Here is a 26,303-nt window from a genome sequence, read left to right as displayed (position 1 = left end):
ATCTTAAATTGTATTTTTATTGTGGTTTAAACTCTGCTCCTGTTTGTTTTGAAGGGCAAGTTTGGCAGATTGTCTAGCTAACATACTCCCTAAAATAAAGCTGAACATATACATAAAAATGGTGTAAATCGCAGAAGGAATGGCAATTTCAGTGCTTTGCAAAACTGATAGTGCAATGGTTAAAGCAACGGCAGTGTTATGAATGCCAATTTCAAAACAACAGGAGCGTGCTTGTTGATCAGGCACACCCGCCAAATACGGCACCAGATAACCAATAAGTAAACTTAAAAAGCAAAATAGTGCAGTTGCGATGCCAATTGCACTGAAATAGTCAAAGACATTGGCGCGTTCGCGGAAAAGCGCATAAAAGAATAAAGCGAAAATGAAATAAATGGACATCAAACGCATAGGTTTGCCCAACTGTAATGCAATTTGTGGCATCGCATTACGCACCGCCATTCCTACACATACAGGCACAATAATCAGTAAAAAAACCTGTGCCATTTTTTCAATAGGCATGCCAATTTGTTGTTGATCGGTCATAAAATATAGAAAAGACAAATTAACAATAAAAGGCAGGGTAAAGGTTGCCATCACAGAGTTCATTGCGGTTAGGGTAATATTTAGGGCAACGTCACCTTTATAGACATAGCTAAATAAGTTCGCAGTAGGCCCCCCTGGTGAGGCAGCAAGCAGCATTAAGCCAATTGCCAATAGCGGTGGCAATTCTAAAAATAAACAAATTGAAAATGCTAAAACAGGCAAAATGACCAATTGTGAAAAAAGCGTTAAAAAAATGACTTTAGGAAATTGATTGACCCGAATAAAGTCTTTAGGCGTGAGTTGTAAGCCTAAGCCCATCATCATCACAGCCAAGGTCAGTGGTAGAAAAAAGGTAAAAAAGCCTGAATCCATAGCACATCCTTTATTTTTTTCTTATGGGTATAATTTTCCCTCTCTTTGCAGTGTAATTGTTTTTTGAGCTTGTGCAATAAACAAAGCAGTCACTTCTTATAAATGACTGCTTTGGTGTTATTTTCATGCTTTCAGTTTGAATGAATACAAGCCGATCTGTTCATGAAAATATAGATTAAGTGATTGATCACATGGCAGCAGGGCGTGGTGGCGTAAAGCCTAAGGCACATTTGCCTTTTAACTCAGTACCATTGACTGTAATGACGGTGCTTTGCGCATCTGCCATACAAGAACGGTATAATTCAGGCTCATTGCCTTGTAATTGCACTGCTTTAGATGAACTAAAGAATTGTGGTTCACAGGTACCATTCCAGATAATCCCACGATAAGCAAAGCTTACAGGTGCGCCCTGAGTTTTACCTTTACAGACTTGCTGGAATTTTTGCGCGTTATAGACGGTTTCTACTTTATCATTTGCCTGCACTGCAAATGGACTGAAAAATAAGCCACAAAGCATAGAGGACAGCAAAATTTTCTTATTCATGATGTTTCCCTTTGTTTCTCATATCTGTGCTATTAGGATAAAAAATAGACAAATTAAAACAACGGTGATCTGGTTAATTTTTAGGTCTAAATGTTTTTATGTACAGTAAAAATGCAAATTTGGATTACAAAATATTAATTTTGTAGCGCGGTTAAGCCAATAAAATCGACTGAATCTGTCAACTTATGCCACAAGTTTTGCTATAATATTCCGTCTTTATTTTTTATCTCTCATTGACCATTATGCACTATCCTAAAGTTTACGATGTCATTGTTATTGGTGGCGGTCACGCAGGCACCGAAGCGGCGCTTGCAGCAGCACGTATGGGTCGTCAAACCTTACTCTTAACTCATAACATTGAGACTTTAGGGCAGATGAGCTGTAACCCTGCAATTGGCGGGATTGGTAAGTCACATTTGGTACGTGAGATTGATGCCTTAGGCGGCGCAATGGCATTGGCTGCCGATAAAAGCGGGATTCAATTCCGTATTTTAAACTCGCGTAAAGGTGCTGCTGTTCGTGCAACACGTGCGCAGGCAGACCGAGTTCGCTTTAAAGCTGCGATTCGCGCCACTTTAGAAAACCAAGCCAATTTAGATATTTTCCAACAAGCAGCCGATGACCTGATTGTAGAAGGCGATACTGTAAAAGGTGTAGTCACTCAAATGGGGATTCGTTTTGATGCGAAAACCGTGGTATTGACCACAGGTACATTCTTGGGTGGTGTGATTCACATCGGTTTAGAAAAATCGAGCGGTGGTCGTGCAGGCGATCCTCCATCAATTGCTTTGGCGGCACGTTTACGTGAATTAAATTTGCCTGTTGGGCGTTTAAAAACAGGTACGCCACCACGTATTGATGCACGCTCAGTCGATTTTTCGGTCATGATTCCGCAGCCAGGTGATTTCCCATCACCAACCATGTCATTCATGGGTGATGTGTCGATGCACCCTGAACAAGTGAACTGCTATATCACCCATACCAATGAACGTACTCACGAAATTATTCGTGGTGGTTTAGATCGTTCACCGATGTATACAGGTGTGATTGAAGGTGTTGGCCCACGTTACTGCCCATCGATTGAAGATAAAATTCACCGTTTTTCTGATAAAGACTCGCATCAGGTATTTTTGGAGCCTGAAGGTTTAGATACACATGAATTGTATCCAAACGGGATTTCAACCTCTTTACCGTTTGATGTGCAGTTCGAGTTAGTTCGTTCAATTCGTGGTATGGAAAATGCGCATATTTTGCGTCCAGGTTATGCGATTGAATATGATTACTTCAATCCACAAGCCTTGAAATTCACTTTGGAAACCAAAGCCATTAATAACTTGTATTTTGCAGGTCAAATTAATGGTACGACTGGCTATGAAGAAGCGGGTGCGCAAGGTGTGTTAGCTGGTTTGAATGCGGCACGTCGCGCTTGGGATCAGGAACAATGGACACCAAAACGTGACGAAGCTTATATTGGTGTATTGGTTGATGATTTGATCACGCTAGGTACCAAAGAACCGTACCGCATGTTTACCTCACGTGCGGAATACCGTTTGATGTTGCGTGAAGATAATGCCGATCAGCGTTTGACGCCAATTGGTCGTGAGCTTGGTTTGGTGGATGACACTCGTTGGGCAGCTTACTGTGAAAAAATGGAAGCAGTAGAACGTGAAACAGGGCGTTTACAACATTTGTGGGCTGCACCAAACAACCCAATGGGTAAAAAATTTGTTGAAATGACAGGTGCAGATTTATCCAAAGAATGTTCTGCGATTGATCTGTTAAAACGTCCAAATATCAGTTTTGCGCAAATCGCAGAATTAACGGGTTCAGACGTTTCTGCACAAGTGGGCGATCAAATTGAAATTGCAGTGAAATATGCAGGTTATATCAACCGTCAGCATGAAGATGTCGCACAATTAAAACGCTTGGAAGAAACCAAAATCCCTGCCGATTTTGATTATGATGCAGTGTCAGGTTTATCGCGTGAAATCACGCTAAAATTGAAGCATGTTTTGCCTGAAACTTTGGCACAAGCCAGTCGTATTCCAGGTGTGACACCTGCCGCAGTTCAATTGGTGATGATCACCATTCGTAAAAATGCACAGTCACGTAAATCTGCTTAAGGTTTGATGGATTGATGAAGAAGCCCACAATTTAAATTGCGGGCTTTTTTATGCGCCAAAGTAAATCAGATGCTAAGCAAAGAAGAAGTTGCGTATAAGAATAAATCTGATTTCGACTGCATATCTTATGATTTCACAGCTAGATCAGGAGCATTTAAAGTGACACTTATCAACATAGATAGGAGCAAAATATGACTTTAAAAAGCATTCGTTATAGTACAGCTGAACTGGCATGCCCACGCTGAACGATGCCGAGTCAATTTTAATTTTAACTTCAATCAGCAATCACAATAATTTGATTTAAAAGAGAACGATAATGCTATCGCCCCAATATATTTGGGGCTTTTTTATTCCTGAGTTTGATGCACCGCATTGGCAACTTCTACAGGTTCAATCTGAATTAGCTTTTTACCAAAACTACGCAACCACCAAACCAATTGTGAGGTAAACGGCACAGTGGCAGTCACCAACACATTACCATTTTCCAGTGTTTCCATAGTTTGATCTTTGCTTAATTCGCTTTCATCGAAGTATATGGCATCAGCTTTTTGCATGGTAAGTTTGAGCTGAATATTTTCAGTAGCTTTACTGAAATCGACTCTAAAACCTAATTCGCCAGATTCAATATAGGCATCAATATCAAAATTAACAGGATGCAAGGCGCGTGAATCTAAAACTTTGGCTGCTTTAAAACGATGCAGGGCAAAGGTTTGAATGTCGGTTTTGTCAAATCGAGTACAGATTAAATAAATCACCGCACCTTTTTGCACCAAAGCCAAAGGATTCAGCACATAAGTTTTTTCTTCGCCTGAATTGCTGCGTGATTGATAAATACATTCTAGTTGTTTGTCTTGGAGCAAGCCTTCATATATCGCCTGTTGTGCATTGCGGTCTACGACTGGTGGAATTAAAGGTTGTGTTGCAGGCACAATTCGCACACGATTAATCCATTGGCGGACATTGTTTTGGGTCGATAGACTGCGTCGTGCCAAATCAAACCATGGGTTCATTTCTTCAATCAAACTTGGCGGCAGCAGATGTTTTAAATGTTCCTCGACCATCATAAACGTTACCGCTTGAGAGCTGGTCATGTGCGGTAAACTTTGAATCGGTGCATCTGAACGCCAGCGCCAACCTTGTGGTACGGTACCATTACTTTCAATTGGAAAGCGCTGAGAAATTTGATTTAAGTCACGTTGAATCGTACGCAAACTAATGTCGATACCTTCACGTTGCAGGACATCGTGTAATTCACGTGTGCCCATCCATTTACCTGTAGAAAGGCGCGATAAAATTTGCCATTGGCGATATAAACTATTCGATGTTTCTTTTTCTTGTATAGACATATTCAATATTTACTAGGTCAATTCATACGGATGAAAACTTGTTCTTCCACACAATAAGAAAACTCGGAATGATTAGCAAGTTTTTTACTGAAAAAGGGCAAAATATAACCGCAGATTTTGCAGTAAATATCACAAAATTTGGACGGGCAAAGTTAATCAAATAATAGAAGTGAATCAGAAACTATGACCTCAAGCCATAATTGGATCAATTAGAAAAGCAAGATTGAATAGTTGTGTTTAAGTGAAAACCTGTCATTGTTTTGTATGGTAGATACAGGTTTATGTAAATAAAAGCGGTCTGAGTGGATGAGTGCTGTAGGTTAATTGGGCAAGGCGATTGAGGTGCTTTATCGCGATGAATTATCAACAGACCTTAGAGTTAGGAGGATGAAACAACCGTGAATTTATCTAGCAGCGATGCGCGAGAAATTTTTTGGTTAGCCCGATATTTAACCCGTATTCAATATGTATGTCAGCAATTTCCATTTAAACAAAATGATGCTGCTTTGACTTATGCACATGCCTTTTGTTTGCCTGCATTTGATGCAGCTTCTTTAAATGAATTGATTTTAAACGAAGAACAGCCTGCTTCATTTGCGATGCAGTTTGAGCAAACACGGACAAAAATTCAAAACTTGGCACAGGTGTTTTCTAAAGCTACTTATGTTGAATTACAGCAATGTATTCAAAATGCGTGCGATAACGCGAGTTATATTTGTGATGTGGTACAAGACTGCGAAGCACTATTAGATGCAGAACCACAGCAGATATATTTATTTTTCCAATTGGGGCAAAAAATTGAACAATTAGACCGACAAATTCGGTTAAAACAATCGACTGAAAAGACTTTGTCGCAATTGGAAATGATTGTGCAATGCCTAAAAGATTTAGGTTGGACGTCGTTTGTAGACGCATGGCAACAGCTGAAACAGCAACCCGATACCATGCATTTTTATCACTTTAGTGATCATATTCAGCACTTACTTTCGGTGGATTAAGCAGAACTTGTCATGTCAAATTAATCGACAACAATATTATTTTAAGCTCTGTGTAGTTAAAAAAATAGTGGAAGCCGAAGCTCCCATTATGTCTTAACTTATTACTGGCTTTGAACAGCTATCAAATTCAATAGCTTTGACTCGTGCAGTACTTTCGGCTCGGTTACTTAGTCGCGTTCAACCGCAAGTGCAACACCCATACCACCGCCTACGCAAAGCGTTGCGATGCCTTTTTTCGCATCACGGCGTTGCATTTCGTGTAGTAACGTCACGAGGATACGGCAACCTGAAGCACCAATCGGGTGACCGAGGGCAATTGCGCCACCATTCACGTTTACTTTATCTAGGTCTAAGCCTAATTCTTTGGCAACACCTAGTGCTTGTGCGGCAAAGGCTTCGTTGGCTTCAATTAAATCGACCTGATCTAAGCTCCAGCCTGCTTTATTCAGGGTTTTCTTTACCGCTTCAACAGGGCCAAGACCCATAATTTCAGGCTCAATACCCGACATTGCATAGGCTTTAATACGTGCTAAAGGTTGTAGGCCTAATGCTGCAGCTTTGTCTGCACTCATCATCAACACTGCTGCTGCACCATCGTTAATACCAGAAGCATTGCCTGCGGTTACGCTGCCATCTTTTTTGAACGCAGGGCGCAATTTATTCAAGCTTTCAAGGGTGGTATTGGCTTTGATGTATTCATCTTCAGCAAATACAATTGGGTCACCTTTACGCTGTGGAATGCTTACAGCTGCAATTTCATCTTTAAATTTACCAGCCGCTTGTGCTGCAGCCGCGCGTTGTTGTGAAGTCAGTGCCAATTGGTCTTGTTCTTCACGGTTTAAACCAAGCTTTTCTACAATATTTTCTGCAGTAATACCCATGTGATATTGGTTATAAGCATCGGTTAAACCATCAGCCACCATACTGTCGATCAACTGGGCATTCCCCATTTTTTGACCGTTACGCAACTGCATATAATGTGCGCTTTGTGACATTGATTCTTGACCACCAGCAACTACAATTTCTGCTTCATCACACTGAATCGCTTGTGCAGCCAAATGTACGGCACGTAATCCCGAACCACACACCACGTTTAGCGTTGATGCAGGCACTTGTACAGGAATACCTGCAGCAATTGCGGCTTGACGTGCAGGGTTTTGTCCTACACCTGTAGTGAGTACGTTACCCATAATCACCTGATCGACTTGTTCAGGCTGTACTTTAGCACTGTCTAAGACTGCACGAATTGCTGTTTGCCCCAATTGTGGTGCAGATAAAGAAGCGAGACTACCTAAAAAGCTACCAATTGCAGTACGTTTTGCAGCAACAATGACAACATCTTTCATTTTATATCCTTAAATTTTATGTTTACGTTTCTGTGGATGCACATGATATATAGCATGTGCATTGCTGTTGTTATATGACTGATTAAAATAAATTTACCAAAACATAGCGACCTGGTGCTGCTTCTATCATTGGATATTGCGCATTACCTAAGGCGCGGGCAGGGACTTGTTCGCCTGCATACGGTGTGACCCAAGCCTGCCAGCGTAGCCACCAAGATTCAGGATGATACTCTGCACCATCTAGCCATTGCTTGGTATTTTCAAACTTGGCAGAGTTGGTATAGCAGCCGTATTTATTACGACTTGGCGGATTCACAATGCCTGCCACGTGTCCAGATTCACCAAGTACCAGTGTAGATTCACCGCCTAAGTAATCTGCACCACGGAAGCTTGTATCCCAAAGTGCGATATGATCTTCCTGCGTTGCAATAAAGAAGCTTGGTGTTTTGACACGAGAAAGGTTGAGTCCAACACCGTTTACTTTCACTGCGTTTGGTGAAATCAATTCATTATTCAAATACAAATTACGCAATAAGAAATTATGAATTTTGGCAGGAATATTGGTGCCGTCGCTGTTCCAATACAAAATATCGAAATCTGAAGGCTCTTTGCCTTTTAAATAGTTCTCGATGTAGTAGTTCCAGTACAGGGTATTTTCACGTAACAAACTGAACGTAACTGCCAATTGGCGACCATCAAAATAACCGAATTGATTATTTAAGGTTTCTAAACCATTAATCACAGGTTCATTAATAAATACGCCTAAGCTGCCTGGGTTTTCAAAGTCGATAATGGTTGCCATATACGTGGCAGATTTCACATGACTTTTCAGGCGTTTTGCCACGTAATAAGCCTGCGTTGCAGCAAGTAAAGTACCACCAATACAATAGCCGATACAGTTGGCTTCTTTTTCTCCTGTAATTTCTTCAATAACACGCAAAGCTTCAACCGCACCTGCGGTGATCAGATCAGCGAAAGTGAGTTCTTTTTGTTCAGCATTTGGGTTACGCCAAGACATTAAAAAGACCGTATGACCTTGCTGACGTAACCAGTTCACCAATGAGTTTTGTTCGCGTAAATCCAGCACATAATATTTATTAATAAATGGCGGCACGATTAGAATCGGGGTTTGATATACATTTTCTGTCGTTGCTTCATATTGCAACAACTGGAAAATTTCATTTTCAAAGACCACTGCGCCTGGTGTATAGGCTAAATCTTTACCCAAGCTAAAAGAGTCACTATTGACTATGCGAATAGATAAATATTTTCCGCTATTGACCACATCATCATGGAAAATTTGCATACCACGGACAAGGTTTTCGCCTTGTTCGGTAATGGTTTGCTGAATCACTTCAGGGTTAGTCCAAAGAAAATTGCTTGGTGATAAAGCATTAATCATTTGACGGGTAAAAAAGTGAATGCGGTAACGCACTTTGTCTGGAATGCCTTCTACGACATCCACCATATTTTGTACCAGTTGGCTAAACAGCAAATAAGACTGCGATAACAGGTCAAAATTGGGTTGTTCTTGCCATAATGGGCTGTTAAAACGACGATCACCACTTTCAGGTTGAATGAATGGTTCGATGTCTTTTGCCACACTGCGCATCATCACATTTTGGTAGATTTGCATTTGACCTTGCCACCAGCTCCATTGCATTTCCATCAAGCGTGCTGGATTTTTAGACAAAGCTTCAAAGAACATAGACATATCTTCTTTGTTGAGCTGTGTTAAGGCGTCATTAATAGGGCTTTGCCCATAATAAAATTCTTGTAGTTTTTTCCAGATATCATCGTGGCTAGAGAAAAATTGTAATATATTTTCTTTGAATTGAAATGAGTTCTGTTTCATTTCATCGCTCCATAGCACATGGCTTTTAGCAATCAAATTGAGTGCAAGGCTGAAACTAAAACGGGGAAATTTTCACACTTCCCCGTAACATTCGTCCTGATAACGCATGGTTTTCAGAGCAGTGTTTATTTATTATTTGGCATTGAATCGCTGACTAACTTTTCAAATTCTGCTTTGAATTCTGAAGTCAGTGTTGCTAATTTTTTGCCATCTTCAATCATTTGCTGACTGAGTTTGTTCATAGTTTCTAATTGCTTGGTGGTGCAGTTCACCATGCTTTGCATGTCTTTCACTTCGCTATTGGCAAACATTTTTGCTAAACCAATGTTGGCATAGTTGCGTGCTGCTTCTAATTGTAGGTTGGTTAAGTTAGCAAAATTTTTTGCAACTATACTGTTGAATTTGGTGTACGGTTCAAACACGTTTTTGTATTGAGCATTCATGTTTGAAAATAAGTCGCCGTATAGCATGGGTGTCACTCCAGTAAATAAACTTGTAGATTAAAATGAGGTGTTACACGCTTAGTGCATGTATAAGCCGCCGTTGATTGATAAGGTTTCGCCTGTTACGTATGCAGCATGATCACTCACTAAATACATAACTGCTGCCGCAATTTCGGTAGGGGCGGCAAGACGTTGCAGAGGAATTTGTGCTTCAATGCTTTTAATTACTTCTTCGCGCATGGCTGTGACCATCGGGGTTGCGGTATAACCTGGTGCAACGATGTTCACGCAGATATTTGAACGTGCGCCTTCTTGCGCCAAAGCTTTGCTAAAGCCGATGATGCCTGCCTTAGTTGCAGAGTAGTTGGCTTGACCAAATTGACCTTTTAAACCGTTCACCGAACTAATGTTCACAATGCGACCAGACTTTTGTTCTAACATTTTGTTAAATACAGGCTGAGTCACGGTAAAAAGTGTTTTTAAGTTGGTTTCAATCACTTCAGACCACTGCGTATAGCTCATTTTTTTGAAAGTTGCATCGCGGGTAATACCAGCATTGTTGACCAACACATCTACACGACCTTCAGCATCAATTGCTTCTTGAATGGCTGCTGTAGCCGCTTCATGCTCATTTAAGTTGGTTAAAACAAAGCGCACATCACTTTCTGTAAAGCCTTCGTCTTTAAGCCATTGCTTTTCGCGATCTTCTTCTCTTGGTACAACCGTTGCAATAATTTTATAGCCTGCTGTAACCAGTTGACGGCAAATCTCACTGCCAATACCACCTAATGCACCCGTCACTAAAGCTACTTTTTGTTCAGACATATTCTTTTCCTAAGCAGAATAAGGTTATAAAAATTAAGGAGTTTTTCCTCTTTATTCTTGTTTAGAAATTAAGCGTTTTATATTTCAAAGAGGCTGCAGTTTGATGATGCTTTGAAGTCAAAAGTAAACAAATATTGGTAATAGATTATTTTCTTATCATGTGGATGCTTTTATAAATGGCTTAAATAGTCGTGAAGTCATTGATTCATCGTAGCGCGCAGCACAAACTTCTGAGAACTGGTGAAATGTGATTAATCCATGAATTTGAAGCGATGTGGCAGTTTAAAGACAGTGCGCGAGCATATTGTTTTTTCTTGAGATTTTGAGTGTGATTTTCAGCTAAATATTTGGATGACTGTAAAGCGCTAAATGCAAATGTGGGTGACCACAAATTTTTATCAATATGAATGGAAATACAGTGAATTTAAGAAAATAAAAAGCGAAAAGAAAAATATAAGAAAGAAAAAGAGAATGGCTTAGACGATTGCATGCAGCAAAACTGCTACATGCAACAGATCGAAAAAAGAAAGTTAAATGCTGGTTGCCTTGCGCTGTGGGCGAGGGCTTAAACGACACAACAACTCATAGCCAATCGTACCATTGGCTGTGGCAACATCATCCACCAAACGGTGTTTGCCCCATAGTTCAACTTGTGTGCCTAATTCAACGTCTAAACCTGTGACATCAATGGCAATCATATCCATAGACACACGACCAAGTACAGGCGTTAATTTTGTACCAATCGCAACAAAATTTGGCTGCACAAATGTACGTGGATAACCATCGCCATAGCCAATTGAAACAATCGCAATTTGCATGGCTTGTTCTGCAGTAAAGGTTGAACCGTAGCCGACGTGTTCGCCTGCATCAATTTCATTTAGTGCGATCACTTCTGCGCTTAAAGTCATCACAGGCTTTAAGTCGAGTGTATGCACATTATGTGCGGCAAAAGGCGTTGCACCGTAAAGCATAATGCCTGGGCGTACATAATCAAAATGCAATTCGGGATAACGATAGATTGCAGCAGAGTTACAGCAAGAAGCAAGAATAGGGCTGCAATTGTCTTTGACATGCAAAAATTGCGCGACTTGTTGATCATTTAAAGCATGATCACCATCGGCATTGGCAAAATGCATGGTCAACACACAGGTAAAACCTTCGGCTTTGAGCATGTGAATCACATCAATAATTTCAGGAATTTTAAAACCTAAACGATTCATGCCACTGTTGAGTTTGACCCAGACTTTTAAGCCTTGTGTGATGTAATCAGCTTTATGTTGTAGCAGCCAGTCGAGCTGTGCTTGATGATGCACCACACATTCTAATTTGTGTGCTAACACACTTTGCATTTCATCGGCAGAAAAAACACCTTCAATCAGGGTGATGGGCTGCGTATATCCCAATTCACGAATTTCTAAGGCTTCTTCAACGCAAGCGACACCAAAGGCATCGCTGTCTTTTAAGGCTGCTAAGCAGTCTTTTACACCATGTCCGTAAGCATTGGCCTTGACCATGCTAACAATTTTCGCTGTTGGGGCAAGTTGTTTGACACGGTTTAAATTATATTGCAGTGCCTGACTGTCAATATAAACTGTTGCTTGGCGCACCCTCGTTACTCCTTGGGAATGACAATTGGTAATTTGTGTTAGATACACTGTGGAGTGATAAATAAATACTAAAAATAGTTCTATTTAAAAATATTCACTATTGTAGACCTATCAACCTCAAATAGACATGAACATTTAAGTTTTTGATCATAAATTAACTTAAGATCGAAAAATCTATTAGGTTATTGATTGCAAATAATTTGTAAAAGTTTCAGGCTTTATTTTTCATATAAAACTATACGTTCTAAAAGCTATTATGGTGTTAGATGCTCTCACTCAGGAAATTCTAAACTGTACGAGTTATGGCAAGATTCAGATGATTGTGGAGAGTGGGTTCGTAATTTAAATGAACTCAAAGAGAGATTAAACAATGCATTTTAAACTTGGATATGTTGAATAAATGATGAAAATATTTTGTTATCTGGGATGGAGTACTTTATTTTTTTGTCAGTCAGTTATGGCTTGTATGCCACATTCACCCAATGACGTTTTTATTGCCCGTTACCAAGGTTCACTGGCAGTACAGGAGAGTTCAGACTTCATTTTTGAACTCAGTTCAGGTCAATTTATTTTTCGCTCAATACTAGATGAGGTTAAATATAAAAAGCCTACTCAATGGTACAGTGGATTTTCAGGTAAAAGTACAGCTAAAAACCAATTAATTATTGGTTTAGCTTATGCACCAGATGGTGCTAAACCCCAGCAATATCAAGTAGTTTCATTTGCAACATTAAACTGTAAGAATGACCAGCTTGTTTTATCTAAACCGATTGTCCCATTTTTAGCTTGGAATAAGCAGACCTCAAATTGTTCTACAGTCGATAGATCAGAGGTTGGGATTTTAGATGGTTTTATAGACTATGATCAGACACATTATTTGGCGCAACTGCAACAAAAGTATCCGACATGCAAGCAATTAAATAAAGCATTTCCATCACTTGAAATGGAAGAAAATAGTCAAGATTATAATTTACTCTCAAGTTGGAAACTATGGTGGGCAAAGTTAATAAGTCAGATTAAAACATGGTTTTAATAAAAAAGAGCAATGCAAGCATTACTCTTCATCATCATACTGAGCATAATACTCAGGAGATAAGTTACTAAAACGCGTATATTGCCCTTCAAAAGCAAGACGTACCGTACCAATTGGGCCGTTACGCTGTTTACCAATAATAATTTCGGCAGTACCTGCTTCTTTAGATTCTTTATTGTAAACTTCGTCGCGGTAAATAAACATGATTAAGTCCGCATCCTGCTCAATTGCACCAGATTCACGCAAGTCAGACATCACAGGGCGTTTATTAGGTCGGTTCTCTAATGAGCGGTTGAGCTGTGACAAAGCAATCACAGGGCAGTTCATCTCTTTGGCCAAGGCTTTTAAGCTACGTGAAATTTCTGAGATTTCGCCGACACGGTTATCGCCCATGCCTGGGACTTTCATTAACTGCAAATAATCGACCATGATACAGCCAATTTTACCGCCATGTTGTTTGGCAATGCGTCGCGCACGTGCACGTACTTCCGTAGGCGGCAGGGCAGATGAGTCATCAATATACAAATGCTTTTCTTGCAGTTGTAAAATCGTGCCTGTGACTTTTGACCATTCATCGCCACTGAGTTTACCTGAACGTAAATTCCCTTGATGCACTTTGCCGTATGCAGAAATTAAACGCATTGCGATTGAGTCTGCAGGCATTTCCATAGAGTAGACAAGGGCAGGCAAATCATTGTTAAACAAAACACTTTCGACCAAGTTCATGGCAAAGGTGGTTTTACCCATAGATGGACGCGCAGCGACAATAATCAAGTCACCCGCTTGCATGCCCGAAGTTTTATTATCTAACTCCACAAAGCCTGTGGTTAAGCCTGTGATGTTACCTTCCATTTTAGAAAGTTCATCAAGTTTGTCGAATACATCGGCAACCACGCTCGAAATGGCTTTTGGGCCTTGTGCTTTGGCATTGTTATTATGTTGTTCGGCAATTTGGAAAATATTGGTTTCGGCCAAGTCTAAAATTTCACTTACGCTACGACCTTTGGTGTCATAGGCATTTTGTAAAATTTCAGAACTGACTTTAATCATGTTTCTGAGGGTTGAGAATTCTTTAATTTTCGTGGCATAGGTTTCTAGGTTATAAAAACTAGAAGGCGAGTCTGCCATGAGCTGCATTAAGTATTCTTCCCCGCCTGCAGCTTCAAGTAAATTTTGTTTAATCAGCCAGTCATTCACCAATACGGCATCATAAGGTGAGTTTTCTTTAGACAAAGAATCAATGGCGCGGAAAATATATTTGTGGCGTGTCGCGTAAAAATCAGATTCTTGTAGCACATCACCCACTTGTTCAAAAGATTCGGCTACAGTCATCAACGCAGCCAAAACAGCTTGTTCGATGGCTAAGTTATGCGGTGGGGTACGAAACTCTTTAAGCGGGCTGTTCTCATTTGGTTTTAGATCAGACTTTGCAGTATGTTGCTTTGCGCTAGCAGTCGCCTGTGACATATAAATCCCTGATTTTTAAAACAGTAAATGCTGAATAATGCACGGGGATAGAATTTGAAACTCATATTCTTTCCACTTCCCGATGATACGCCCTCTAGAAAAAAAAGCGAGTAGATTTTGGCGAAGGATAAGTCAAAGCGTGCAGGACGATTTAGGAAAATTGTACTAATCGTATATTCTAAAGACAAAAAAAGAGCATGCGATTAGGCATGCTCTTTTCTTTTGCAGCAAATTACTCAGATACGATAGTAACGAGAACTTCAGCAACAACATCATGGTGCAATTGGATTGCGATGTTGAATTCACCAGTGTGACGAAGCGCACCGTTTGGTAAACGAACTTCTGCACGGTCAACTTCAAGACCAGCATTCGTTAACGCGTCAGCGATGTCACGAGTACCGATAGAACCGAAAAGTTTACCTTCATCACCAGCTTTAGCAGTGATTACGATGTTAACTTCGTTCAATTGGTCAGCACGTGCTTGAGCAGCAGCTAAAATTTCAGCTTCTTGCTTCTCAAGTTCAGCACGACGAGCTTCAAATGCAGCAGTGTTTGCTTCAGTTGCAGCAACTGCTTTACCTTGAGGGATCAAGTAGTTACGGCCGTAACCAGCTTTAACTGAAACTTTATCGCCTAATTTACCAAGGTTCTTAATGCGTTGTAATAAGATAATATCCACAGCTCAACCTCACTTATGATTGTCAGTGTAAGGGATCAACGCTAAGTAGCGAGCTTGTTTAATAGCAAGCGCTAATTGACGTTGGTAACGAGCTTTAGTACCTGTAATACGGCTAGGAACAATCTTGCCATTTTCAGTGATGTACTGTTTTAGTGTATCGATATCTTTGTAGTCGATGTACGTAACGTTCTCAGCTGTAAAGCGGCAGAACTTGCGACGACGGTAAAAACGTGCCATTGATGTTCTCCTTAAGCTTCAGCAGAGTCTTGGTTAGCGTGTTGTGCTTCTTCACGTTGAGCTTTACGCGCACGTTTTTCTTCAGCACTCTTAGCCAATAATGACTCTTCAGTGATAGCGTTTTCACGACGGATGATCAAGCTACGAAGGATCGCGTCGTTATAACGGAACAATTCTTCTAACTCGTCAAGCGTAGTTTGACCACATTCAACGTTCATAAGAATGTAGTGCGCTTTGTGAATTTTGTTAATTGGGTAAGCCAATTGACGACGGCCCCAATCTTCTAAACGGTGAATTTGACCTTCAGCTTCTTTGATGTGAGTTAGGTAACGTTCTACCATACCCACAACTTGATCGCTTTGGTCTGGGTGTACCAAAAGTACGATTTCGTAGTGACGCATTGTCAGCTCCTTACGGTTTATGCAGCCCCTGACTAAATTGAGCCAGAAGCAAGGAGTCACAACCGAAGTTGTGTCGCAAAATTGCGAAGCGTGAATTTTAGAGCTTTTACCAAGTAAATACAAGGCTTGGTCTAAGAAAAGATCGGCTTGGGTAAAAAGGGAATGTAATATTTTGCATCTATGATTGGAATTTAAATTTTATACTTTGTATTTGTATGTCACTAACTTTTAGAGTGTTTAATTCGAAAATTATTAAGGACGAATAAATCAAAGACAGATAAATTGTTATTATTTAAATATTGAAGTGTGGAGAGGGTAGGCACTCCATTAAAAGATAGAGCTAAACTCTATCTTTTAAAAAAGTATGATTTGCGTGCTTGGTGCGGTTGCTGTAAAGCTAAAACATAAACTCACAACAGTAATTAAAATAACCGAAAATAGGAAAAAGCGTTTTGCCCATAATTGATCATTTTCTGCTTTGAAGCCAATGACGCCAATATAGAACCAATAAATACAAAGTGCATTCAAAATAACCAGATATAGCCAGTTTGCATAACCAAATACAAACAGTCCATTCATGGCAACGGTAAATAACACCACATAAATTAGTGATTCAATTTTCGTTCGTAAAATTGAACGAGCAACTGGCAAAATTGGAATCCCCGCATTTTTGTAATCATCAAAACGGTAAATTGCAATCGCCCAAGAGTGGGGCATTTGCCAAAGTGCATAACCTAAAAAGATAAGTAGTGCAGCTAAGTCAAATTGATTTGCAACAGCGGTATAACCAATGACAGGTGGGCTTGCGCCTGAAATACTGCCAATAATGGTTTGATGAATTGTTGTGCGTTTGGTCCATAGACTGTAAAAGCCGACATAAACCACGAAACCAATCAGTGCAAAAAGAAAAGCGTATGCGTTAACTCCAAACCATAAAATGCTAAAACCAATTATGCCCAATACCACTGAATAAATCAGCGCAATAGGAACAGAAACAGTTTTTTTCACTAAAGCACGGTTTTGTGTGCGTTGCATTTTTTGGTCGATGTCTTGGTCAATAATATTGTTGACCACACATCCTGAGGCGACAACAAGCGTTGTACCAAGCAGAGTAAGCAGTAGGAGAAGGAAATCTACAGAACCTTGGGCAGCTACAAAGTAGCCACCCAAAGTGGTAATAAAATTACCAAAGAGAATTCCTGGCTTTGTCAGGAATAAATACTTTTTCAGCATGACAACCAGTTTAGATCATCATGTTGTAGTGTAGGTAGTTCATGATCCATACAGAACCAACCAAAAGGATGGCAATGGTCAGAATGGTATACACGAATGCAATCACGTTCCAACGTTGCTCTGAAGAAGAATTCATATGCAAGAAATAAATTAATTGAATAAGAATCTGAGCAACTGCTGTAATCGAAATAACAGTAATCAAAATACCACGGCCAAAACCACCTGCCATAACCATACCAAAAGGAATAATGGTAAGGATAACAGAAAGGATAAAGCCAATCGTATATTGCTTAGTGTTACCGTGTGATGCACCAGCAGAGTTGTGATCGTGACTCATTAGAGAACTCCCATCAAGTAAACTACGCTGAATACACAGATCCAAACGATGTCAAGGAAGTGCCAGAACAAGCTTAGGCAAGCTAAACGACGCATGTTCGGAATAGTCAAACCATATTTCTTGATTTGAACCATTAACACGATCATCCAAACTAAACCTGAAGTTACGTGAATACCGTGCGTACCAACCAAAGTAAAGAACGCAGATAAGAACGCACTCGCACTTGGACCATGTCCAGCGTGAACTAAATGGTTGAACTCATAAAGTTCCATACCAATAAAGATCGCACCGAAAACCCAAGTCACGCCTAACCAAGTTAGAACTTTAGCAACATCTTTCTTGTAAGCAGCTAAAACGGCAAAACCGAAAGTTACAGAAGAAATCAACAGGGCAAAAGTTTCTGTTAAAACGAAGCCTAATGACTCGCCAAACAAATCTTTAGCTGTTGGAGTGCCTACTGGAACGTGGCTACTTAATACAGCGAACGCGATGAAAAGTGTACCAAAAATTACAAGGTCACTCATCAAGTAGGTCCAGAAACCAAAGACGGTGATGTCTGTATCATCGTGGTGATGATCATCATGTCCGTGGTTGTCGTGATGAAGTACTTCAGCCATGTCTTAGTCCTTCTTCAAGTGTTTTTCAAGGATCGCATAGCGTTCGTTTTCAATACGCTCAACTTCAGCAGCAGGAACATAGTAGTCCACTTTCTTCGTGAAAGAACTCACGATGAAGCTGATGATTGCCGCAATGAACGTAACGATTGCTAGCCACCAAATATGCCAGATTAATGCGAAGCCCATAGTTGTAATAAACATTGCAATTATGAAGCCAGCTGCACGGTTAGTTGGCATATGGACATCTTCATACTTAGTTGGACGAGCGTATGCAACACCATTTTCTTTGTCAGTCCAGAAAGTATCAATACCATTGATCTTTGGAAGGTGAGCAAAGTTATAGAACGGTGCTGGAGAAGAAGTAGCCCACTCAAGCGTACGGCCATCCCATGGATCTCCAGTAAGGTCTAAGCGTTGGTTGCGTTGTAGGAAGCCAACCACAATCTGCATAACGAAGCAGAATAGACCAATAGCAATTAACACAGAACCGAAGAACGCAATTGCCAAGTATGGATCCCATTCTGGGTTGTCATATGTATTCAAACGACGAGTCATACCCATGAAACCAAGGATATAAAGTGGCATGAATGCAAAGTAGAAACCGAAGAACCAGAACCAGAATGCTGCTTTACCCCAAGTTTCATTGAGTCTCCAACCAAACATTTTTGGCCAGTAGTAAATGATACCTGCGAACATCGCGAATACTACACCACCAATAATTACGTTATGGAAGTGAGCAATTAGGAATAAAGAGTTGTGTACAAGGAAGTCCGCTGGTGGAACTGCCATTAATACACCTGTTAAACCACCGATACCAAAAGTCACAAGGAAGCCAAGTGTCCAAAGCATTGGGGTAGTGTAGGTAATACGACCCTTGTACATGGTGAATAACCAAGAGAAGATTTTCACACCAGTAGGAATCGCAATAATCATGGTCATGATACCGAAGAACGCGTTAACGTTGGCACCTGCACCCATGGTAAAGAAGTGGTGAACCCATACAACAAGTGATAACACACCAATTGCAACAGTTGCGTACACCATTGATTTGTAACCGAACAATGTTTTGCGAGCAAAAGTCGCAGTTACTTCTGAGTAAATACCAAATGCTGGTAATACTAAGATATAAACTTCTGGGTGACCCCATGTCCAAATCAAGTTTACATACAACATTGGGCTACCACCCATGTCGTTCGTAAAGAAGTGGAAACCGAAGTAACGGTCAAGCGTTAACATTGCAATTGTCGCAGTTAAAACTGGGAATGTTGCAATGATAAGTACCGCAGTAACTAATGTTGTCCAAGTGAAAACAGGCATGTCCATAAGTTTCATGCCAGGCGCACGCATTTTGATGATGGTAACGAAGAAGTTAACACCAGTAAGAAGCGTACCTAGACCAGAAACCTGAAGTGCCCAAATATAGTAGTCAACACCAACACCTGGAGAGTATTCGATACCAGATAGAGGAGGATAAGCCATCCAACCTGTAGCAGCGAATTCACCTAATGCAAGTGAAACCATCATTAAACCTGCAGCACCAGCGAATAACCAGAAGCTTAAAGAGTTTAATAACGGGAAGGCTACGTCACGAGCACCAATCTGTAATGGTACAGAGATGTTCATTAAGCCAACAACAAGACCCATTGCCACGAAGAAGATCATGATCACACCGTGTGCGGTGAAAATCTGGTCATAGTGTTCTGGGTGTAAATAGCCTTCACCACCACCTTTCGCAAGGAACTGTTGAAGACGCATCATGATCGCATCTGCGAAGCCACGAAGTAACATGACTACAGATACAAAGATATACATGATACCAATTTTTTTATGGTCTACAGATGTGAACCATTCGTTCCACAAGTAGCCCCATTTTTTGAAGTAGGTAATACCAGCAATCGCTGCAAGACCACCTAAGATCATCGCTGCAACAGTTACCAATACGATTGGATCGTAAGGAATTGCATCTGGACCTAACTTACCTAATAAGCTCATGTCTTATTCCCCTTGAGAAGCAGTCGCATGTTCAACTGCTACATGAGTTTCAGAAGCAGGCGCTTCACCAGCCACTACAGGAGCTGAATGGTCAGCACCATGGTAGTTACTCATATAGTTATTGATCACTGATTCAAACAAGCCTTGCTCAACAGAAGAGTAATAAGTCACAGGATGTGGCTGAGTCTTATATGGACCTTCTTTTAAAGCCGTTGCAGCAAGTTTTTTCTCTAATTCAGTTTTGGCGTTACGAACCATTGCATCAATTTGTTTCTGTGAACGGTTACCGTCACGTAAAGAAGCAAATTCAGCTTGATCTAAAACTGTTTTTTGAACAGCTTGAGGATTGATAGTCGTACCTTGACCTGCTTTAACAGCTGTTACCCATTGCTCAAAATCAGCTTGAGTTACAGAGTGAGCTTTAAAGCGCATTTGCGAGAAACCATAACCTGAGTAGTTAGATGAGAAACCACGGAATTCGCCCGTGTTGTCTGCTAAAACGTTCAAGTGAGTTTGCATACCCGCCATTGCATAAATCTGACCAGATAATGCAGGGATAAAGAACGAGTTCATTGTGAAGTTAGATGTTAAACGTAAGCTTACAGGCGTTTGCTCTGGGAAGCGTAATTCGTTAACAGTAGCAATGTTCTGTTCTGGGTAGATGAAGATCCATTTAAATTGTTCAGCAATAACTTGAACAGTTAAAGGAGCTTTTTCGGATTCTAGCGGACGGTAAGGGTCGTACTTGTGGGAACCCCACCAAGTTAACCAAGCTAAAATACAAATAATAATAACAGGTATACCCCATACTACAATTTCAATTGCAGTAGAGTGTGACCATGTTGGTTGATAGTCTGCGTCTTTATTCGATGCGCGATATTTCCAACCGAACCACAATGCCATAATTGCAGATGGAATAACCACCAATAGCATTAGGTAAATCGCAGTCATCATCAGGTTACTTTGACCTGCTGCAACTGGACCTTTTGAGTTCAGAAGTACTAAATCACCGCCACACCCAGTTAAGAGTGCAGCCATCGTAGATAAAGACAATACAGCTAAAATCGTTTGTCTCATTTTACAACCTCGGTGAAGAGTCCCATTCCCTAATTTAATATGGGATAGCGATTAAAGTGTCGCATGATTAAAAAGACATCAAAAAAGATGAAAAAGTCTTCTTAATCATCGGACACCGCTACGTTGTAGGGCATTATGCCTGATATCGACAAACTAAGCTACACATAAAGCGGCTTTAAGTGGAGGGAATGAAAACCAATTTTTATACTCGGAATTATTTGTGTTAATTTTAATTTATTTATATTTATCAATATTATAAGAAAAAAGGGATGATCAATCATCCCTGAATAAATAAAATCAAATTATTGCTTTACGACTTTGGTTTTGGCGAGTTTATCGTGCAAAGCCTGTCGTTTTGCACCAAATGCAAAGCCATAATCTAAAATTGTGATGAAGGGCATAAACATCATATTCAAAATAATGAAAATGATAGAGCGAATAGTAAACACACGCATTAGGCTGACTTTTTCATCGGTTTCAGCATCGACAATCTTAATTTTAGTCAGACGTTTGCCAATACTTTGTCCAGTTTTAGCCAGCAGGAAGGCTTGTATGCCCAGCATAATCAATAAATAAATTGCCACCGCTTGCCAAGCTTGCATTGGAATGAGCTGAAAGAGTTCAGTTTGCAATTGCATGGCTTGATCAGACGTTGTCGCTGCCTGCATTTTTTGTTGTAAACCAGACAATTGTTCAAACTGGTCCGCATTTAAGAAAAAAGAGGGAAGTGCTGCTGCAGGCAACCATAACAACATGTCTATAATTTTGGCTAAAGCACGTTGGTTAATGCTCGCCAATTCATTTTTTGTTGCCTGTGTTCTTGAATTTGATGATGCTGAGCTTGGTCGTGATGTGTTTGTAGCCGTGTAATCTGTATTTTGAAAAGGTGAATGTTCAGGGGCAGGTGGTGTGCTGACGTAGCCTTGTGGTTCATATACAAGTTTACCTTGGGTGAGTTCACCTAAAGCTTTCCATTCGCTCATGCCTTGGTGCCAAGCCAAATCTGTCAGCAACACTTGTTGGCTGGCGAGCATTTGGTTGAGCTGCTCTAAGGTGTATGGCCCAGCTTGTTGATTATTTCGTGCCAAGTAAATTTGCATAAATATAAAATCTCAAAAAATGAATTTGAAAAAAAACCCACGCAGGTGCATGGGTTTTCTTTTAACACGTTTTACTACGCTTGTTGAGCTTTTTCTTCAGAAAGGAAGAACCAAGTGTCTAAAACTGAGTCTGGGTTTAAAGATACAGATTCAATACCTTGTTCCATTAACCAACGTGCAAGGTCAGGGTGATCTGAAGGGCCTTGACCACAGATACCGACATATTTACCTGCTTTACGGCATGCGTGAATTGCCATAGAAAGTAATGCTTTCACTGCAGGGTCACGTTCATCGAACAGGTGAGAAACAATGCCTGAGTCACGGTCTAAACCAAGTGTTAACTGAGTTAAGTCATTTGAGCCGATAGAGAAACCATCGAAGTGCTCAAGGAATTGTTCAGCCAACAATGCGTTGGTTGGTAATTCACACATCATGATCACTTTCAGACCATTTTCACCACGTTTTAAACCATTCAGCGCAAGCAATTCGATCACACGTTTTGCTTCAGCAACGGTACGTACAAATGGAATCATAATTTGTACGTTGGTTAAGCCCATTTCGTCACGTACTTTTTTCAAGGCACGACATTCAAGCTCGAAGCAGTCACGGAAATTGTCAGACACATAACGACTTGCACCACGGAAGCCCAACATTGGGTTTTCTTCTTCTGGCTCATATAACTTACCACCAATTAAGTTTGCGTATTCGTTTGATTTGAAGTCAGACATACGCACAATCACTGGTTTGTCAGCGAATGCAGCAGCAAGGGTAGAAATACCTTCAACCAATTTTTCTACATAGAATTCGATTGGCGATGAATAGCCCGCAGTACGCGCCATAACTGCTGCACGTGTTTCACGTGGTAAGCTGTCAATATTAAGCAATGCTTTAGGATGCACACCAATCATACGGTTGATGATGAATTCTAAACGTGCAAGACCAATCCCTTCGTTTGGAATTTGAGCAAAGTCAAATGCGCGGTCTGGGTTACCAACGTTCATCATGATTTTGAACGGAAGTTTAGGCATAGATTCGATTGAGTTCTTTTGAACTTCAAAATCTAAAGCACCTTCATAAATGAAACCTGTGTCGCCTTCGGCGCAAGAAACTGTAACTTCCTGACCATCAGTCAAAACTTCAGTTGCATTACCACAACCTACAATTGCAGGTACGCCTAATTCACGGGCAATAATTGCAGCGTGACAAGTACGACCACCGCGGTTAGTGACAATTGCAGCAGCACGTTTCATCACTGGTTCCCAGTCTGGATCAGTCATGTCTGAAACAAGAACGTCACCTTCCTGAACTTTGTCCATTTCTTTAATAGACGTTACAACGCGGACTCTACCAGAACCGATACGCTGACCAATTGAACGACCTTCACAAATGACCGTACCTTTTTGTTTCAATAGGTAGCGTTCCATAGTACCGACGTTTTCACGGCTTTTTACAGTTTCAGGACGTGCTTGAACGATGTAGATTTGACCGTCATCACCATCTTTTGCCCATTCAATATCCATAGGCGCTTGATAATGTTCTTCAATAATTAACGCTTGTTTCGCTAATTCTTGTAGTTCGTGATCATTTAAAGAGAACTGTTGGCGATCTTGTTTTTCAACATCGACCACAACTACAGATTTACCAGCCGCGCCTTCTTCACCATAAATCATTTTTTGGTGTTTAGAGCCAAGGTTACGACGTAAAACTGAGTGTTTGCCTGCTTTTAATAAAGGCTTAGAAATATAGAATTCATCTGGGTTAACTGCACCCTGAACCACCATTTCACCCAAACCATAAGAAGCAGTAATGAATACAGCATCACGGAAACCAGATTCTGTATCTAGGGTAAACATTACACCAGCAGCGCCAGTTTCTGAACGTACCATACGTTGTACGCCTGCAGACAAAGCAACGACATCGTGGTCAAAGTTTTGGTGTACACGGTAAGAAATCGCGCGGTCGTTGTACAAAGATGCAAAAACTTCTTTAATGGCAATTAATACGTTGTCAATGCCACGGATGTTTAGGAATGTTTCTTGCTGACCTGCGAAAGATGCGTCTGGTAGATCTTCTGCAGTTGCAGATGAACGAACGGCAACCGCGATGTTTGGGTTGCCGTTAGAGAGTGCTTCAAAAGCAACTCGGATTTCTTGTTCTAGTGATGCAGTAAGCGGAGTGTCGACAATCCATTGACGAATTTTTGCACCAGTTTCAGCAAGCGCATTCACGTCATCTACATTGAGTGTTTTTAGCTCTGCTTGAATTTTAGCGTTTAGGCCACTTTGCTCGAGAAATTCACGATAAGCAGCAGCTGTTGTTGCAAAGCCACCTGGTACCGATACACCAGCATTAGATAAGTGGCTGATCATTTCGCCCAAAGATGAGTTTTTCCCACCCACGAGCTCAACATCGTGTTTCCCTAATTTTTCCAGACCAATTACGCGCGCTTCCAAAGTTGTTACTCCACTTTTGCAGTATTAATCACTATCTTGTCATGAAATTATAATAAATCTACTTAGCAATTTGGTTTTACTAAGCGACAGTCATGTAAGATCGGTTTACTATAAAGATTATATAGCACTAAGACAAATGTTTAAGGAGAATTTTAATGTCAGATGGTAAACAAATTAAGCGGAGTGTTTTTTTTATTTCCGATGGAACTGCAATTACGGCTGAAACCCTTGGACATTCACTCTTAGCGCAATTTCCAAATGTGGACTTTGATATTCATATTCATCCTTATATTACGTCTGAAGAAGCGGCTATGAATGTGGTGGCAGAGATTAATGCCCGAGCACAAATTGATGGTCAATTACCTTTGGTGTTTGATACCTTGGTTGACCAATATGTGCGTGACATTATCAACACTGCCAAAGCAATTAATTTAGATGTATTTGAAGGCTTAATTAGTAAGCTTTCTGAAGAGTTAGGAACACCACCAACCACTTTGGTCGGGCAGACGCATGCCGTAACAGATTCTGAATCTTACAAGGCACGTATTGATGCGGTGCATTTTGCCTTAGATAACGATGATGGCGCACGTACACGCCATTACGACAAGGCCGATCTGATTCTGATTGGGGTGTCGCGTTCGGGTAAAACGCCAACTTCCATCTACCTTTCTTTACAGTTCGGGATTCGTGTGGCGAACTATCCATTGACTGAAGAAGACCTCGATGACAACCGTTTGCCAGCCGTATTAAAGCCGCATAAACATAAGTTATTTGGCTTGATGATTGATGCTGAACGCCTTGTGGCAATTCGTACTGAACGTAAAGCCAATAGCCGTTATGCAAGTTTTAATCAATGCCAAATGGAATTGCGTGCGATTGAAGGTATTTATATTTCAGAAGGGATTAAATATTTAAATGTTTCAGAAATGTCGATTGAAGAAATTTCAACACGTGTTTTACAAATGACAGGTTTAAAACGTCGTATTGGTTAATGAAACTATATGTATTAAAAGAGCCAAAATTTTATTTTGGCTCTTTTTTATTGGATTTAAATAGAATAAAAATCAAGCTACTATTTATTTAAATGATAATGCTTTTAGTGTGACTTAAAATGTAGTGATAATGGTATCAATTGGATGTTCTTGTCCATCAATACTATGCACGCTATGTGCACAGACTTTGACAATTGGCCAAGTAATCAAATGGCAATTTTCGCGTTGTAAAGCTGAATAATAATGATCAGATTTAAAATAGCGTTGATGTGTATCTGCAATGTTTGGTGTGAGTTGACGTTTAAGCCACGTGTCTTTGACTTGAGCATCTAAAAAGCGTAAAGCCAAAATATTTTTGACGCGGTTATTAAACAAACGTCGATTTTTAAACACTAAAGGATGGCTAATTAGGCGATGGATGCCACGTTCTGTACTTGGCAGGACAAAATGCGGTGCAATTTGAAAGACTTGAACAGATGTTGCTTGCTGACAAATTCTATCGAGTTGTGCCACGCTGTCCTGATTTGCACCAATAACTGCAACGCGTAAACCTGTGAAGTCATGCTGTTTGATTTCAGTTGCAGGAATGCATTCGCCTTGGAATTCTTGAAAATCTGCCAAGCAGTTTTGAAAAGCGTGTCTATGTACGTCGTGTTTAGGACTGACCATGCTGAATCTCTTGA

At 40.5% G+C, this 26,303-nt stretch carries 24 protein-coding genes; 4 read left to right on the top strand and 20 right to left on the bottom strand.

All coding sequences use genetic code 11. The features are described 5' to 3' along the window. Positions 1–3 precede the first annotated feature (3 nt). Entirely contained in the window at positions 4–915 is a 912-nt protein-coding gene (locus FTV52_RS05220) for a bile acid:sodium symporter family protein (RefSeq protein ID WP_178319170.1), read from the bottom strand. A gap of 187 nt (positions 916–1,102) precedes the next feature. Further along, entirely contained in the window at positions 1,103–1,459 is a 357-nt protein-coding gene (locus tag FTV52_RS05215) for a hypothetical protein (protein WP_004973135.1), read from the bottom strand. A 242-nt stretch (positions 1,460–1,701) separates the two neighbouring features. Here FTV52_RS05215 and mnmG point away from each other — a divergent pair, with 242 nt between their 5' ends. Then, on the top strand, positions 1,702–3,582 hold the full coding sequence (gene mnmG, locus FTV52_RS05210) for a tRNA uridine-5-carboxymethylaminomethyl(34) synthesis enzyme MnmG (RefSeq protein WP_096900911.1): 1,881 nt from the start codon (positions 1,702–1,704) through the stop codon (positions 3,580–3,582). A 347-nt stretch (positions 3,583–3,929) separates the two neighbouring features. Here the strand turns inward: mnmG and FTV52_RS14620 are convergent, their stop codons facing one another. Next, on the bottom strand, positions 3,930–4,928 hold the full coding sequence (locus FTV52_RS14620) for a YafY family protein (protein ID WP_218950447.1): 999 nt from the start codon (positions 4,926–4,928) through the stop codon (positions 3,930–3,932). Between the two features lie 398 nt (positions 4,929–5,326). Here FTV52_RS14620 and FTV52_RS05200 point away from each other — a divergent pair, with 398 nt between their 5' ends. Next, positions 5,327–5,926 carry a hypothetical protein gene (locus FTV52_RS05200; protein ID WP_004973138.1) on the top strand — a complete coding sequence of 200 codons (600 nt, stop codon included), beginning with the start codon at positions 5,327–5,329 and terminating at the stop codon, positions 5,924–5,926. Between the two features lie 167 nt (positions 5,927–6,093). Here FTV52_RS05200 and FTV52_RS05195 read toward each other — a convergent pair whose 3' ends face one another. The 5 genes from FTV52_RS05195 to alr form a co-directional block, all read right to left on the bottom strand. Continuing rightward, positions 6,094–7,272 (bottom strand): acetyl-CoA C-acetyltransferase, encoded by a 1,179-nt coding sequence (locus tag FTV52_RS05195; protein ID WP_179988648.1) that lies wholly within the window; start codon positions 7,270–7,272, stop codon positions 6,094–6,096. A gap of 82 nt (positions 7,273–7,354) precedes the next feature. Further along, a complete protein-coding gene (locus FTV52_RS05190) occupies positions 7,355–9,127 on the bottom strand; it encodes a class I poly(R)-hydroxyalkanoic acid synthase (protein ID WP_167846072.1) in 1,773 nt (590 codons plus the stop codon). Positions 9,128–9,252: 125 nt separating this feature from the next. Further along, on the bottom strand, positions 9,253–9,597 hold the full coding sequence (locus tag FTV52_RS05185) for a phasin family protein (protein WP_179990155.1): 345 nt from the start codon (positions 9,595–9,597) through the stop codon (positions 9,253–9,255). A gap of 51 nt (positions 9,598–9,648) precedes the next feature. Next, positions 9,649–10,395 (bottom strand): beta-ketoacyl-ACP reductase, encoded by a 747-nt coding sequence (locus FTV52_RS05180; RefSeq protein ID WP_179990153.1) that lies wholly within the window; start codon positions 10,393–10,395, stop codon positions 9,649–9,651. Between the two features lie 530 nt (positions 10,396–10,925). Further along, the gene (gene alr / locus FTV52_RS05175) at positions 10,926–12,002 is read right to left on the bottom strand and encodes an alanine racemase (RefSeq protein ID WP_167846070.1); all 1,077 of its coding nucleotides are present in this window, start codon (positions 12,000–12,002) and stop codon (positions 10,926–10,928) included. Positions 12,003–12,468: 466 nt separating this feature from the next. On the opposite strand from alr, the gene FTV52_RS05170 reads away from it, so the two are divergent. Continuing rightward, the gene (locus FTV52_RS05170; RefSeq protein WP_026438364.1) at positions 12,469–13,035 is read left to right on the top strand and encodes a hypothetical protein; all 567 of its coding nucleotides are present in this window, start codon (positions 12,469–12,471) and stop codon (positions 13,033–13,035) included. A gap of 21 nt (positions 13,036–13,056) precedes the next feature. Here FTV52_RS05170 and dnaB read toward each other — a convergent pair whose 3' ends face one another. The 11 genes from dnaB to ppsA form a co-directional block, all read right to left on the bottom strand. Beyond that, positions 13,057–14,502 (bottom strand): replicative DNA helicase, encoded by a 1,446-nt coding sequence (dnaB, locus tag FTV52_RS05165; protein ID WP_004973149.1) that lies wholly within the window; start codon positions 14,500–14,502, stop codon positions 13,057–13,059. Between the two features lie 232 nt (positions 14,503–14,734). After that, positions 14,735–15,181: a 50S ribosomal protein L9 gene (gene rplI / locus FTV52_RS05160; RefSeq protein WP_004973150.1), complete on the bottom strand. Its 447-nt coding sequence runs from the start codon at positions 15,179–15,181 to the stop codon at positions 14,735–14,737. A gap of 9 nt (positions 15,182–15,190) precedes the next feature. Beyond that, the gene (gene rpsR, locus FTV52_RS05155; RefSeq protein WP_004719336.1) at positions 15,191–15,418 is read right to left on the bottom strand and encodes a 30S ribosomal protein S18; all 228 of its coding nucleotides are present in this window, start codon (positions 15,416–15,418) and stop codon (positions 15,191–15,193) included. Between the two features lie 11 nt (positions 15,419–15,429). After that, positions 15,430–15,819 carry a 30S ribosomal protein S6 gene (rpsF, locus tag FTV52_RS05150; protein WP_004973153.1) on the bottom strand — a complete coding sequence of 130 codons (390 nt, stop codon included), beginning with the start codon at positions 15,817–15,819 and terminating at the stop codon, positions 15,430–15,432. A gap of 354 nt (positions 15,820–16,173) precedes the next feature. After that, positions 16,174–17,052 carry a heme o synthase gene (gene cyoE / locus FTV52_RS05145; RefSeq protein ID WP_004973155.1) on the bottom strand — a complete coding sequence of 293 codons (879 nt, stop codon included), beginning with the start codon at positions 17,050–17,052 and terminating at the stop codon, positions 16,174–16,176. A gap of 10 nt (positions 17,053–17,062) precedes the next feature. Then, entirely contained in the window at positions 17,063–17,389 is a 327-nt protein-coding gene (locus FTV52_RS05140) for a cytochrome o ubiquinol oxidase subunit IV (protein WP_004973158.1), read from the bottom strand. Further along, positions 17,389–18,006: a cytochrome o ubiquinol oxidase subunit III gene (gene cyoC, locus FTV52_RS05135; protein ID WP_004973159.1), complete on the bottom strand. Its 618-nt coding sequence runs from the start codon at positions 18,004–18,006 to the stop codon at positions 17,389–17,391. The genes FTV52_RS05140 and cyoC overlap by 1 nt, the downstream gene beginning before the upstream one ends. Before the next feature lie 3 nt (positions 18,007–18,009). Continuing rightward, positions 18,010–19,998, bottom strand: coding sequence for a cytochrome o ubiquinol oxidase subunit I (cyoB, locus tag FTV52_RS05130; RefSeq protein WP_096900904.1), 1,989 nt, complete (start codon positions 19,996–19,998; stop codon positions 18,010–18,012). A 3-nt stretch (positions 19,999–20,001) separates the two neighbouring features. Continuing rightward, a complete protein-coding gene (gene cyoA / locus FTV52_RS05125) occupies positions 20,002–21,075 on the bottom strand; it encodes a ubiquinol oxidase subunit II (RefSeq protein ID WP_004973169.1) in 1,074 nt (357 codons plus the stop codon). 302 nt (positions 21,076–21,377) lie between these two features. Then, positions 21,378–22,175: an RDD family protein gene (locus FTV52_RS05120; RefSeq protein WP_004973172.1), complete on the bottom strand. Its 798-nt coding sequence runs from the start codon at positions 22,173–22,175 to the stop codon at positions 21,378–21,380. Positions 22,176–22,249: 74 nt separating this feature from the next. Further along, a complete protein-coding gene (ppsA, locus tag FTV52_RS05115; protein ID WP_004973175.1) occupies positions 22,250–24,628 on the bottom strand; it encodes a phosphoenolpyruvate synthase in 2,379 nt (792 codons plus the stop codon). Between the two features lie 155 nt (positions 24,629–24,783). On the opposite strand from ppsA, the gene FTV52_RS05110 reads away from it, so the two are divergent. Further along, positions 24,784–25,620, top strand: a complete 837-nt coding sequence (locus tag FTV52_RS05110) for a pyruvate, water dikinase regulatory protein (RefSeq protein WP_004973178.1) — start codon at positions 24,784–24,786, stop codon at positions 25,618–25,620. Positions 25,621–25,734: 114 nt separating this feature from the next. Here FTV52_RS05110 and FTV52_RS05105 read toward each other — a convergent pair whose 3' ends face one another. Continuing rightward, complete coding sequence (locus FTV52_RS05105) at positions 25,735–26,289, bottom strand: hypothetical protein (RefSeq protein WP_004973179.1); 555 nt, start codon at positions 26,287–26,289, stop codon at positions 25,735–25,737. Positions 26,290–26,303: the final 14 nt, after the last annotated feature.

Source organism: Acinetobacter sp. YH1901141, assembly GCF_013416935.1.
Taxonomy (GTDB): domain Bacteria; phylum Pseudomonadota; class Gammaproteobacteria; order Pseudomonadales; family Moraxellaceae; genus Acinetobacter; species Acinetobacter towneri.
The sequence above is the reverse complement of the archived record's forward strand: the minus strand, read 5'-3'. Positions and strand labels throughout refer to the sequence as shown.